Origin of the sequence: Thalassospira profundimaris, assembly GCF_003326755.1 — a bacterium.
Classification (GTDB): Bacteria; Pseudomonadota; Alphaproteobacteria; order Rhodospirillales; family Thalassospiraceae; genus Thalassospira; species Thalassospira profundimaris_B.
Window position 1 is genome coordinate 163,173 of record NZ_JPWH01000008.1, and the last position, 12,597, is coordinate 175,769.

Sequence of the window (12,597 nt, forward strand, 5' to 3'; positions counted from 1 at the left end):
GGCAAGCATGCGGGTGATGATGACGGACACCACAATGACTGACACCGGCAAAAACCGGATCTGGGTGCTGGCCGATGATCGGGCGGGGAATGTCAACCAGGCCATCGGCATTGCCGAGGCAATGGCCTGCCCGTTTGAGCGGATTGATATCGCCTATGGCATGGCTGCACGTTTGCCAAATTTTGTGCGCCGCGCCTCGCTGATGGGGGTTGCGCCGCGATCGCGTGGCAGGCTGCATGCCCCCTGGCCGGATTTGGTGATTGCGGCGGGGCGACGTACCGCACCGGTGGCGCGCTGGATCAAAAAACAAAGTGGCGGCAAAACCCGGCTTTGCCAGATCATGCGGCCCGATGGCGGCGAGGGTGATTTTGATCTGATTGCCGTGCCCGCCCATGATGGTGTTGCCCCGGCAAATAATGTGCTGACCATTCCCGGTGCGCCGCACCGCATTAGCGAGGCGCGACTGGTGCTGGAGGGCAAGGCCTGGCGGCAGCGGTTCAAGGACATGCCCGCACCCCGCATTGCCCTGATTATTGGCGGCAGCACGAAAAAAACGCGCTTTACTGCCGAGATGGCCCGCGAGGTCACACAAATGGCCCTTCATGCCGCCGGGCAAAGCGGCGGGTCCCTGCTGGTGACAACCAGCCGCCGGACCGGGCAGGAAAATGAAAGCCTGATTGCCGATTATCTGGAACAGGCTGATGTGCCGTTTCATTTGCATGGCTGGAACAGTACCGGGGAAAATCCCTATTTCGGGTATCTGGCACTGGCCGATATTTTAATTGTGACGGGCGATTCCGTTTCCATGTGTTGCGAGGCCTGTGCCGCGCCGGGCGGTGTTTATATTTATGCCCCCGACGGCATTGCCGCCCCGCGCCATCGCCGGTTGCATCAAACCCTGCTGGACCGGGGATATGCCCGGCTTCTTGCCTATGGCGAGGCGGCGGGGAAGGCACAAATGCCCGACCAGATCGAGGCTTTTGCCCATCCCTCCCTGCAACCGGCACGCCTGGTTGCACAGCGGTGCTTGGCGCTGATTGGCGAGTAACCGGGTCTTGAATGACCAACAGTCTGGAATTAAATTCGCGGGCTTTGACATTGCATCATTTCCGAACCGGCATAGGTTTACGGGTTGAAAGAGGCGGGCTTGAACCCGCATATCAACCAGCAAGGAGATGATGAATGTACAATGTAAAGGCGAATGGCGCGGAAATTCCGGCTCTGGGTTTCGGAACCTTTCGGATGCCCGGCGAGGATGTGTTGCGCATTGTACCGCATGCCCTTGATATTGGTTTTCGCCACATTGACACCGCACAGGTTTATGGCAACGAGGCCGAGGTCGGCACGGCGATTGACCAGTCACCAGTGGCGCGCGAAGACATTTTCCTGACCACCAAGGTCTGGGTGGATAAATTTCGCCATGATGATTTTATTGCCTCGGTCGATGAAAGCCTGAAGAAGCTTAAAACCGATTATGTCGACCTGTTGCTGTTGCATTGGCCGAAACTGGACGTGCCGCTGGCCGAGCAGATCGGGGCCCTGAATGAGGTGCACAAGGCCGGTAAGGTACGCCATATCGGGGTGAGCAATTACAGCACCGCCCTGATGGCCGAAGCAGTTGAATTAAGCGATGCGCCGATTGTGACCAACCAGATCGAAGTGCATCCCTATATTGATCAGACAAAGGTGCTTGAGGCTGCGCGCAAAAACGGCATGTCCATTACCGCCTATTATGCAATGGCGGATGGTAAAGTGTTCGAGGATGCGGTTTTACAGGATCTTGCCAGCAAATATGGCAAATCGGTTGCGCAGCTTGTGTTGCGCTGGGTGATCCAGCATGACGGTGTGATCGCGCTTTCCAAAACTGTTGGTGAAAAGCGGGCGCTGGAGAATTTCGACATTTTCGATTTCGAGATTTCGGCGAACGACATGCAGGCGATTTCCGCCCTGACCCAAAAAGATGGCCGTATTGTCAGCCCGGATGGCCTTGCCCCGGAATGGGATGATTAAGCCGATATGATGCCGGATGGCCCCCGCAAGCGTGGCGTTCTCTGCGGTTGCGGGGCCGTCAGGTCCGTTTTTACGATGTCGGGATATTGCCTGATTCGAGCAGAATATCGCGAAATTCGCGAAAGGCGGGGGTGTTGTATCCCGGGCGGCTGGCAAGGTGGGTATCCACCGCCATCAGCGGATGAATTTTGACATCCCCCGTATGGCCCATAAGATCAAGCACGCTGCGCGGCATGATGCTGATGGCAGCCCCCGCCGCACTGCAGGCATACATGGCGTGATAGGACCCGACCTCCTGAATGGCAAGCTGTGCCTTGCGGGTGCCAAAGCCTGTCAACCATTCCTCGGCCAGCATACGATAGGTACAGCCCGGTGCAAAGGCGGCCAGCGCGTTGATGTCAATATCTTGGGCGTGGTCGATGTCGCGGTGGGTTTTGGGCAGCAGCACAACCAGTTCTTCGCGATAAACCGGGATTTTATCAATTTCACGATCACCCAGCCACCATTCGTCCGAAGGCACGGCGATCAGGGCCGCATCAAGGCGGTGTTCTTCCAGCGCGGAAACAAGCTGCCGGGTGGGCGAGGTTGTCAGTTCCAGTTTTACCCGGGGCCACGCCCTGCTATAGGCGGCAAGCGGGCCGGGCAGGCGACTTGCCACCGTGCTTTCCATTGCGCCGATCCGCAGTGTGCCGACAGGTGTTGTGGGGTTCACGCGTTGTTGGGCTTCCTCGGCAAGGTTGAGAATGCGTTCGGCATAATCAAGAAAGGTGTGTCCCTCGGGCGTCAGGATCATCCGCTTCTTTTCGCGCAAAAACAGCGATGCACCAATTTCCGCTTCAAGCTGCTGAATGCGGGTGGTGACATTTGATGGCACGCGCCCCAGCAATTCCGCCGCACGGGTGATGCCCTGTTCCTTTGCCACCGTGCGAAACACCGACAGTGTCGTGATATCCATTCAAACTTCTCCATTGCCGTCTTGCTGAAACTCATATATTCCCTATATAGGAATGTAAATAAGTTTTAATTCATTATTTGAGAATTAAAATATCAGACGGACATGCTGGTACGGTAAAAAGGCAGGAGAGTTGTGATGTTAAGCCAGTTGGAAATGGACACGCCGATCATTCAGGCACCGATGGCGGGCATTTCAACCCCTGCTTTGGCGGCAGCGGTATGCAATGCCGGGGCGCTGGGGTCCATCGGTGTCGGGGCCACCGACGCCAGCGGGGCGGCAAAAATGATGGCGGATTTAAAAGGGCAAACCGACCGGGCCTTTAACGTGAATGTCTTTGCCCATGCTGCCCCAACGCCAGATCCGGCGCGGGATAAAGCGTGGCTTGATTTTCTGGCGCCGTATTTCGCCGATTTTGGCGCAAGCCCGCCAAAGTCGCTGGGTGTTATTTACAAAAGCATTCTTGAAGACGATGACATGGTGCGCCTGCTTGTGGCGGAGCGCCCGGCGGTGGTCAGTTTTCATTTTGGTCTGCCAGATCAGGACGTGATTTTGGCGTTAAAGCAGGCGGGAATCACGTTATTTGCCACTGCAACCAGCCCTGCCGAGGCACAAGAGGTCGAACGTGCCGGCATTGATGCCGTTATTGCCCAGGGGATCGAGGCGGGGGGCCATCGCGGCATGTTTGATCCCACCCAGCCCGATGATCAATTGGGGACCTTTGCCCTGGTTCGGTTGCTGGTGCGCCAGTGTAAAATACCGGTGATTGCCGCCGGAGGCATCATGGATGGCGCGGGCATTGCGGCGGCCCTGAAACTGGGGGCGATGGCGGCACAACTGGGCACGGCCTTTGTTTCCTGCCCGGAAAGTGCGGCGGATGATGCTTACCGTGCCGCCCTGACGGGGGAGGCGGCCTTTCATACCCGGTTAACAACGTTAATATCGGGCCGACCGGCCCGGGCTCTGGCAAACCGCTTTACCGCGCTGGAAGATGCCGCCAAAGGGCAGGTATTGCCCGATTATCCCATTGCCTATGATGCGGGCAAAGCCCTGCATGGTTCGGCCAAAGCAAAGGGCGAATTTGGCTTTGGCGCGCAATGGGCCGGGCAGGGCGCGCCATTATCCCGCGCGATGCCAGCGGCGGAATTGGTAAAAACGCTGATGGCGGAAATGAAACAGGCCAGCGGCCAGGTTTTGTAAGGCAGGGAAAGATCGCGGATATCCCTGCCGAGCAGGATCACGCAAAAGGGGCTGGCGAAATTGCCAGCCCCTTTGCGGCCAAACATCAGTTTATATGATTAACTGTTAAACCGCCTGTGAATGCCGTTTTTGCGAATGATCAAGGAAGGAATCAAACACGGCGCAAACGGCACGGACCAGCGGGCGGCCCATATCGGTTACGGTGATGGTGTTGCAGCAGACTGTAACAATGCCATCGGCCGTCATTTGGCGAATGGTGTCCAGCTGGCTGGCAAAGCGGCTGACGGGGACGTCATGGTCGCGGCAGATTTCATCGAGATCGACCGAAAGATGGCACATCAATTCATTGATGATGTCACGCCGGATGCGGTCCTCGTCGGTCACGGCGATGCCTTTTTCAATTGCCATCAGGCCATCTTCGACATTGCGTTTCCAGCGGCCCAGGGCCGGGTCGTTTTGTGCATAGCCCTGTGGCAGCGATGAAATGGCCGAGGGGCCCATGCCAATCAGGGCTTCGGCGCGATCCGTGGTGTAACCCTGGAAATTGCGGTGCAAATCCCCGGCCAGCATGGAAAGCGCCATTTCATCATCGGTGCGGGCAAAATGGTCCAGGCCGATGGCGACATAGCCATGTTCGGCCAGGCGGTTCTGTATGGCTTCATATTGGGCCCAGCGTTGGGCGGTGTCGGGCAGGGCCTCGGTCGGGATCAGGTTTTGGTGTTTTTTCATCCACGGCACATGGGCATAGCCAAATACCGATAAACGGTCGGGGTTTAGGGTAACGGTTTTATCAACCGTATCCATAACACCTTGCAGAGTCTGAAACGGCAGGCCATACATCAAATCGACATTGATGCCATTCATGCCGCGTTCGCGCAGATTGGCAACAACATCGGCCACCAGGTCAAACGATTGCACGCGGTTGACCGCGCGTTGCACGGTGTCGTTAAAATCCTGTACGCCAATGCTGGACCGGGTAAAGCCGCAATCGCGCATCGCATCCATAAAATCGGGTTTTGCGGTGCGCGGGTCCATTTCAATGGCAATTTCGGCATCGGGCAGGATGTTAAAGCCCTGCCGGATGTCGTTCATGACAAGGCGCAGGTCATCGGCCTTAAGAATGGTCGGGCTGCCGCCGCCAAAATGGATATGCGCGACCGGATAGGTGCCGGGCAGGGCGGATAGCACATTTTTGATTTCCGCACGCAGCACATCGACATAGCTGCCAACCGGGCTGTAATGCTTGGTGATTTTGGTGTTGCAGCCGCAAAACCAGCACATTTCCTCGCAATAGGGGACATGGAAATACAGCGACAAAGGCTGTTTGGGGTCCAGTTCCGACAGCCAGCGGCGATAAACAACGCCATTTACCGCCGGGCTGAAATGCGGCGCGGTCGGGTAGCTGGTATAGCGCGGCAGGCGCAAATCGTATTTCTGATGCAGGGCGGTGGAAATCATGGCAAATCTGGCCTCATCAATGTGATGGGGCCTTTTTGGCATTATTCAAAATCCACCGCCTTGATATGCGTCAAGCTGGTGTTTATGCGTGGCGAAAGGCGGAAATCAATGCTGCACGCAGGGCCGCCAGGCGTTCATTTGCTTCGTCCTCGCTATAGGAAACCGCTTGTCCCACGCCCCAGATCGGGCCGGGCCAGGCGGCATCATCGGGGAAGCGCGCCACCACATGGCAATGCAGTTGCGGCACCATATTGCCCAGCATCGCGACATTGGTTTTGGTCGCGTTAAACAGGCGTTTGAGGATTTTGGAGGTTTCAGCACATTCAAACCCCAGTGTTTCGCGTTCCTGTGGGGTCAAATCATCATAATCAACCAGATCATTGCGACGCGGCACCAAAATCAGCCAGGGATAACGGGCATCATTCATCAACAAAATGCGCGACAGCGGGCCTTCGGTCACAAGGTCGGTATCGGCGGCCAGTTGGGGATGCAGGCGAAAGGCGTCATTCATGGCAGGGCCCTTGTATTGGTGAAACAAGTTTACGCTGCTTATAGCAATAAAAACGAACAATGTCGTGTTTGCGGCGCGGGATCGCGATGATGTTATCGGTTTCACTCTTGTTTTTTCTGAATGGAACAGGGCAGTGCGATATAACGTTTGTAAAATACCAGGTCGCAATGCCTTTAAGCATTGCGCAGCATCATGGGGTCGGGTCCGTGATGAAGGATTTTGAAAATGGCTGAAAAGACAATTGCCTTAACGGGCGATAAACCGCGCGTGATTGTTGTGGGCGCGGGGTTTGGTGGCCTTGCCGCAACCCGTGAACTGGCGGGCAAGGATGTGGAAGTCATCCTGATCGACCGGAGTAACCATCATTTGTTCCAGCCCCTGTTATATCAGGTGGCAACGGCGGATCTGTCACCGGCGGATATTGCCTGGCCGATCCGGGGTATTTTTAGCCATGCCTCGAATGTTTCGGTGTTTCTGGGCGAGGTCACGGGCATTGATCTGGCAACAAAAAGCGTGATCGCCCGTGATTATCGGGTGGAATATGATTACCTTGTTTTGGCAACCGGGGCGGCGACATCCTATTTCGGGCATGACGACTGGGCAAAGGTGGCACCGGGGCTTAAGAATATTGGCGAGGCCACCGAAATTCGCAAAAGGCTGTTGCTAGCCTTTGAACTGGCCGAGAATGCCGAAGATGATGAAACACGCCGCAAATTCATGAATTTCGTTGTGGTTGGCGGTGGGCCGACCGGGGTGGAAATGGCCGGTGCGATTGCCGAACTGGCAAAACAGGCATTATCAAACGACTTTCGCCGCATCGACCCGCGCGATGCCCGCATTATCCTGGTCGAGGCCGCGCCCAGACTGTTAGGTGCCTTTCCCGAGGATTTGTCCGCTTACACCCGTCAGTCGTTGGAACGGCTGGGGGTGGAGGTGGTGTTGAACCAGCCAGTTAGCGACATTACCCCCGAAGGCGTGCAGATTGGCGATGATTTTATCGAAAGTGCCAATGCCATATGGGCCGCCGGGGTGAAGGTGGATCATATGGCCGATTGGACCCATGCCAAAACCGACCGGGGCGGCCGTGTTGAAGTTGCCAGTGATTTGAGCCTGCCGGATCACCCGGATACATTTGTGATTGGCGATGCTGCCCATGTGCCCTGGCAGGATGGCCTTGCCGTGCCCGGTATCGCCCCGGCGGCCAAACAGATGGGCAAATATGCCGGGCGGCGCATTCTGGATCATCTCGGCGGCAGGGATACCAAGCCGTTTGTCTATAAACATGCCGGAAACCTTGCCACGATTGGCCGTCATCGCGCGGTGATCGATTTTAACGGTTTCAAGCTGAAAGGTTTTATCGCCTGGTGGGTCTGGGGGCTGGCGCATATCTATTTTCTGATTGGCATTCGCGCCCCGGCACTGGTGTTGGTGCAGTGGGCCTGGAGCTATATTTTCTGCAAAAAGGGCGCACGCCTGATTACCGGGCCGGTCGAGCCGGACCCCGACCGCGCCCCCGAGAAAACCCGAACCGACCAGGGGGATGGGTAAAAACGGTCAGGCGTCTGATGCGTTTGCCTTTTCGATCAGGCTTTTCCGGATGTTGCGGGCGCGCCTGATAACCGTCACGATCCCGCCAGCAATGATCAGCCACAGGGCAATTGTCAGAACCGTGCCCTGTTCGATCCAAAGGGGTTCTGTCGTGGCGATGATTGCGGCGAGTGTCATCAGCGCCATGCGGTGCTGTTTTGCCATCGGGCCGGAAAAGTCCGGTGGCAGGCCAATGTTGGCACCCAGTTCGCGGGTATAGGCAGCAAGCACTGCAAGGCTTGCCGCCGCCCAGCCGATTGCCGGGCTGCCAACTGCCAAACCCGCCCCGGCAAAGATGAATATATCCGATATGCGATCGGGAAATTCGTTCCAGAACGGGCCATCGGCGGCACTTTTCCCCCCCTCGACGGCAACCATGCCATCAAACAGGTTGCATAGCAGGCGAAGCTGACAGCACAGGGCGGCAATCAGCAACAATGCGGCGGTCTGGCGACTGTCCGATACCAGATGTGTCAGCCAGAAGGCCGCGCCAGCACCAAATGCCACGACCATGCTGGCGATGGAAATCTGATTGGGGGAAATATTGCGTGCCGCAAGCGCCCGGCTGATGCGATCGGCCCATTTTGTGTTTCGGCTGTTTAACGGGCGACGGTTTTTCAGATCTGGCATGTTAAATATTTAGCCCCCGGCACGATTGTGAAGACGCATGAAATTATAGATAAAAACATAGGAACTGGAGACCGTTGCAGGAACGGCAATTGTCAGCAGGATTTCCGGGGTGTGCGCCAGCCAGTGCCCGCAGACCAGAAAACTGATCGAGGCCAGAATGGCAATAAGGGGTGGCAGCCAGTAGCGCGCTTTCCCGCGAAACCGTAATCGCATCCCGTCGGTCGCACTTTTTAAAAACAGCGTCAGAAGGGCCGACATTGTCCCCTGTGCCAGGCCGGCCAGAACTTGTTGCAGCAGCGGGTGGCTGGCATTGGCAAACATGGCCCAGCCGCCCATCGCGATGAAGGCGAAACCGACATGCACGATCGTGCTTTTTAACATCCTGTTTGCGATTGTGGTCAATGGATGTCCCAGTAAAAGCGCACGATATGAAAGAAAATCGGGGCGGAAAATATCACGGAATCCAGCCGGTCAATGAAGCCGCCATGACCGGCAATCATATGCCCCCAGTCTTTCACGCCCCGGTCACGCTTGATGGCGGACATGACAAGCCCCCCGAAAAAGCCCATCAGGGTAATGACAAGCGATAATCCGGCAGCCTGAATAACGTTGAATGGCGTAATCCAGAACAGGGCGGCCCCCAGCAGGCTGGCCGATAACACCCCGCCAACCAGCCCTTCCAGGGTTTTGGAGGGCGACAGATTGGGGGCAATTTTGTGTTTGCCGATCAGTTTGCCCCACACATATTGCAAGACGTCGCTGGATTGGACAACGACGACCAGAAAAAAGATCAGAAACAGGTTTTTGCCTTCATATCCGGCAATGTTGAGGCTTAGTAGCGCCGGAACGTGGGAAACGCAGAAGACGGCGATCATCAGCGCCCACTGGGCTTCGGCCACCCGGATCAGGAAATTGCCGGTTTCGCCCCGCAGCGCGGAAATGATCGGCATCAGCAAAAAGGCATAAACGGGAATGAAAATGGAATAGAAGCCGTACCAGTTCATGCCCACCGATATATATTGCAGCGGCAATACAATAAAAACCGCCACAACCAGTGCCCAGTGGTCGGCGGCCTTGATGTTGGTCAGGGTCAGAAATTCGCGCAGAGCGGCAAATGAACAGATTGCAAACAGGATAACAACGCCAATACGTCCTGCCATGAAAGAAATCGCCAGCACAATTGCCATAACCCACCAGGCCTTTATTCGGGCGTTGAGGTTTTCAATCGTGCTGTCCGGGCCGGTATCGCGGGCGCGTAATTTGAGGAAATAGCCAATGACAGAGGCAACGCCAAGGACAGCAAGGACCGCGATCAGGAGAATAAGGAAATGGTTATTCATATGGGGCAATCCGCCGTTTCGCCGTCACGTGAATGTAAGTCCAGCAACGCTGTTTCGGCCCGTTTCAGGAAATCCTGCCGGGTTTCCTTGGGATTAAGGTGTATCGGGTTGCCAAAGGTGACGGTACATATCATGGGGATGGGTAAATAGGTGCCTTTGGGTAAAACCCGGTTCAGGTTTTCGATCCACACAGGGACAAGGTCGATATCCGGGCGGGATGACGCCAGATGGAACAAACCGGATTTTAGCGGCAATAAGACGTTATCGGTGGTGTTGCGCGTTCCTTCCGGAAAAATGATCAGGTTACTGCCTTGGTCAAGGGCTGTTGCCATTTTTTCAATCGGGTTGGTTTGCCGAAGGCTGGCTTTTCGTTCAATTAAAACGGCATTGAAAACTGCCGTGCCAATAAATCGTTTTAGACGTGAACCAAGCCAGTAATCCGCCCCGGCAACCGGGCGGGTTTTATCCCGGATCGGGGCGGGCAGAACCGACCACAGCAAAATGAAATCACCGTGGCTATTGTGGTTGGCGAAATACACGCATTGCCGGTTTTCTATTTCGCCATTAACCCAAATGCCTCGCACAGCGGTGATGATTTTCGCTGCGCCAACAATGAGGAAGGCCGTGATTTTAACAAGAAGAGAAATTTTCAGCCTCCAACTTTAAGTGCATCCCGCGTGAAGGTTATGCAATTAAATTGTGAAGACAAGAAATTTTGTTGTTGCATCTGGCAACGGGGAGTCTGTCAGGCATTCTGGTTTTATCTGATGGCATTGCCTGTAATCAAAACCCTATTGACGAATGCTTGATGTGTCCGGGGTCGGGACAGGGCTGATTTTCGGCAGGCAGCCAATTGATGCCAGTGTCTGGTGGACGGCGTCGCACAGCGGCGTGTGGGGTTCGGTGCCCAGAAACGCAACAAGCCGGTCGTTTTTCAGGCGTACGGGTTCCCGCCATAGATATTTCATTTCATCAACCTCGCGCAGAAATGGGACAAACGGTTTTAGCGGTTTGATTAACAGCCAGGGGAAGGAATGGACCGGGATGTGCTTTTTGCCGCATGCGGTGCGGATGGCGTTGATCATATCCATGCCGGTGGCATCCCAGTGGCCGTTCATGTGAAAGCGGGCAAAGCCAGGTAGGTCGTTTTCGCGGGCAAGAAGCCGGGTCACTGTGGCGGCAACATCGGGCAGATACGCCCATTGATGCCCCGTATGGCGTTTGCCGGGATAGATGATGGACGATACCGGCTTGCCCGGTTTAACCAGACCTTGCGCAAACCAGTTGTTTTTGGCACCCGGCCCGAAAAAATCACCGGCGCGCACAATAAGGGCACGGGCACCACGGGCGCAGGCACGTTCCAAACGCTGTTCCAGTTCAACCCGGATGGCACCCTTGCGCGAAATGGGGTGTTGCGGGCTTTCTTCGTCGATTTCAGGGAAAACGTCGGGGCCGTAATTATAAACCGTACCGGGCAAAACAATGCGTGCGCCATTGGCAATGGCAGCCGCAATGGTATTGTCGATCATGGGTAGCACGAGCTTGCCCCAGTTGCGATAGCCCGGCGGGTTAACAGCGTGAACAATGACATCAACGCCCTTTGCGGCATTTAAAACATCGCTGTCCTTCAATGCGTCCCCGGTAATCCAGGTGATGGCACCCGTATTTTGTGTGGTTGATTCAGGGATGATGCGGGCAAAGGCACGAATGCGCCAGCCCTGCGTGGCCAGTGCGTGGGCTGCGGCATGGCCAATGCCGCCATTTGCACCAATGACAAGGGCCGTTTTATGGGGGTGTTGCATGGTTTTTCCTATGTTGGTGAATTGGTTTTGATGATGACCAACACAGGGTATTGCCAAGTGGAGATAAACAGTATTCTATAAGTATAAATAGTATCCATACAAAAATGTATGGACGTATGAACGCATTTGAGGGGCGAATGGCAGATCCTGACTGGGGGCTTTATCGGAGTTTTCTGGCCGTGATGGCGCAAGGGTCATTGTCGGCGGCGGCCCGTGAACTGGGCCTGACGCAACCGACAATCGGCCGCCATATGGATGAATTGCAGCATCATTTGAATGTTGTTTTGTTTACGCGGTCTTCGGGCGGATTACAGCCGACCGATGCGGCGTTAAACCTGTTGCCCCATGCCGAAACCCTGAAGGCGGCGGCAGATATGCTGTCGCGTGCGGCAAGCGGGTTGGGTGATGATGTTCGCGGGACGGTGCGCATAACGGCAAGTGATGTGATCGGGGTTGAGGTTTTGCCCCCTATTTTAACATCCCTGCGAAATGACCATCCCGATATTGAAATAGAACTGGCCCTTAGCAACCGGATGGAAGATTTGTTGCGTCGGGATGCCGACATTGCCATTCGCATGGTGCCGCCCAGTCAGGATGCGCTGGTGGCAAAGCATATTGGTGCGATTGATTTGGGGATGTATGCCCATCACGATTACCTGGCCCAAAACGGTGCGCCGGAGGATTTTGAAGACCTGGCAGACCATGCCCTGATCGGGGTTGATCGCGATGCCCGTGATTTGCGGTTATTGCATTCACTGCCCTGGCCCTTGGCGAAACACCGGTTTTCATTTCGGTCCGACCAGCATTTATCGCACCTTGCCATGATCCGTGCGGGGTATGGCATTGGCATGTGCCAGGTCGGCGTGGCGTTGCGGGAACCTGCATTGCAAAGGGTGCTGCCGGAATTTTCGCTTGCCCTTGATAGCTGGGTCACCATGCATGAGGATTTGCGCAATAATTTGCGCTGCCGTACGGTGTTTGATGCCTTGGTGAGGGGGATGAAAACATATTGGCGAACGCAAAAACCAGACCCGCAATTGGCCTGAAAAGGTGAGTGGATTTGGACGGCGTTAAACAGGGCAGCGGGTTTACCCGGCTGCCCTGTAA

Annotated in this window: 14 protein-coding genes; 6 read left to right on the top strand and 8 right to left on the bottom strand. The window is 55.6% G+C overall.

The features are described from left to right. Nucleotides 1–34: 34 nt before the first annotated feature. Nucleotides 35–1,048 carry a mitochondrial fission ELM1 family protein gene (locus TH25_RS11475; protein WP_114088611.1) on the top strand — a complete coding sequence of 338 codons (1,014 nt, stop codon included), beginning with the start codon at nucleotides 35–37 and terminating at the stop codon, nucleotides 1,046–1,048. A gap of 134 nt (nucleotides 1,049–1,182) precedes the next feature. Next, nucleotides 1,183–2,010 carry an aldo/keto reductase gene (locus TH25_RS11480; RefSeq protein WP_114088554.1) on the top strand — a complete coding sequence of 276 codons (828 nt, stop codon included), beginning with the start codon at nucleotides 1,183–1,185 and terminating at the stop codon, nucleotides 2,008–2,010. 70 nt (nucleotides 2,011–2,080) lie between these two features. On the opposite strand, the gene TH25_RS11485 is transcribed toward TH25_RS11480, so the two are convergent. Then, nucleotides 2,081–2,965 (bottom strand): LysR family transcriptional regulator, encoded by an 885-nt coding sequence (locus TH25_RS11485; RefSeq protein ID WP_114088555.1) that lies wholly within the window; start codon nucleotides 2,963–2,965, stop codon nucleotides 2,081–2,083. A 135-nt stretch (nucleotides 2,966–3,100) separates the two neighbouring features. Between TH25_RS11485 and TH25_RS11490 the strand changes: the two genes are divergently transcribed. Then, the gene (locus TH25_RS11490) at nucleotides 3,101–4,162 is read left to right on the top strand and encodes an NAD(P)H-dependent flavin oxidoreductase (RefSeq protein WP_114088556.1); all 1,062 of its coding nucleotides are present in this window, start codon (nucleotides 3,101–3,103) and stop codon (nucleotides 4,160–4,162) included. A 105-nt stretch (nucleotides 4,163–4,267) separates the two neighbouring features. Here the strand turns inward: TH25_RS11490 and hemN are convergent, their stop codons facing one another. Together hemN and TH25_RS11500 are read right to left on the bottom strand one after the other, a co-directional pair. Continuing rightward, a complete protein-coding gene (gene hemN / locus TH25_RS11495; protein WP_258549122.1) occupies nucleotides 4,268–5,662 on the bottom strand; it encodes an oxygen-independent coproporphyrinogen III oxidase in 1,395 nt (464 codons plus the stop codon). 40 nt (nucleotides 5,663–5,702) lie between these two features. Next, nucleotides 5,703–6,131 (bottom strand): HIT domain-containing protein, encoded by a 429-nt coding sequence (locus tag TH25_RS11500; protein WP_114088557.1) that lies wholly within the window; start codon nucleotides 6,129–6,131, stop codon nucleotides 5,703–5,705. 225 nt (nucleotides 6,132–6,356) lie between these two features. Between TH25_RS11500 and TH25_RS11505 the strand changes: the two genes are divergently transcribed. Continuing rightward, entirely contained in the window at nucleotides 6,357–7,679 is a 1,323-nt protein-coding gene (locus TH25_RS11505) for an NAD(P)/FAD-dependent oxidoreductase (protein WP_114088558.1), read from the top strand. Nucleotides 7,680–7,685: 6 nt separating this feature from the next. Here TH25_RS11505 and TH25_RS11510 read toward each other — a convergent pair whose 3' ends face one another. Genes TH25_RS11510 through TH25_RS11525 form a run of 4 tightly spaced genes read right to left on the bottom strand, consistent with a single transcriptional unit; the run spans nucleotide 7,686 to nucleotide 10,188 of the window. Beyond that, nucleotides 7,686–8,348: a CDP-alcohol phosphatidyltransferase family protein gene (locus TH25_RS11510; RefSeq protein WP_114088559.1), complete on the bottom strand. Its 663-nt coding sequence runs from the start codon at nucleotides 8,346–8,348 to the stop codon at nucleotides 7,686–7,688. 9 nt (nucleotides 8,349–8,357) lie between these two features. Continuing rightward, on the bottom strand, nucleotides 8,358–8,729 hold the full coding sequence (locus TH25_RS11515; protein WP_114088560.1) for a hypothetical protein: 372 nt from the start codon (nucleotides 8,727–8,729) through the stop codon (nucleotides 8,358–8,360). 17 nt (nucleotides 8,730–8,746) lie between these two features. After that, nucleotides 8,747–9,688, bottom strand: a complete 942-nt coding sequence (locus TH25_RS11520; RefSeq protein ID WP_181847570.1) for a phosphatidate cytidylyltransferase — start codon at nucleotides 9,686–9,688, stop codon at nucleotides 8,747–8,749. After that, entirely contained in the window at nucleotides 9,685–10,188 is a 504-nt protein-coding gene (locus tag TH25_RS11525; RefSeq protein ID WP_258549123.1) for a lysophospholipid acyltransferase family protein, read from the bottom strand. Before TH25_RS11525 ends, TH25_RS11520 begins: the two co-directional genes overlap by 4 nt. 12 nt (nucleotides 10,189–10,200) lie before the next feature. On the opposite strand from TH25_RS11525, the gene TH25_RS25255 reads away from it, so the two are divergent. Beyond that, a complete protein-coding gene (locus TH25_RS25255) occupies nucleotides 10,201–10,497 on the top strand; it encodes a hypothetical protein (RefSeq protein WP_220151398.1) in 297 nt (98 codons plus the stop codon). On the opposite strand, the gene TH25_RS11530 is transcribed toward TH25_RS25255, so the two are convergent. Further along, on the bottom strand, nucleotides 10,480–11,490 hold the full coding sequence (locus TH25_RS11530; protein ID WP_114088563.1) for an NAD-dependent epimerase/dehydratase family protein: 1,011 nt from the start codon (nucleotides 11,488–11,490) through the stop codon (nucleotides 10,480–10,482). The genes TH25_RS25255 and TH25_RS11530 overlap by 18 nt on opposite strands. A 137-nt stretch (nucleotides 11,491–11,627) precedes the next feature. Between TH25_RS11530 and TH25_RS11535 the strand changes: the two genes are divergently transcribed. Beyond that, nucleotides 11,628–12,536, top strand: a complete 909-nt coding sequence (locus TH25_RS11535; RefSeq protein WP_114088564.1) for a LysR family transcriptional regulator — start codon at nucleotides 11,628–11,630, stop codon at nucleotides 12,534–12,536. The last annotated feature ends 61 nt before the right edge of the window (nucleotides 12,537–12,597 follow it).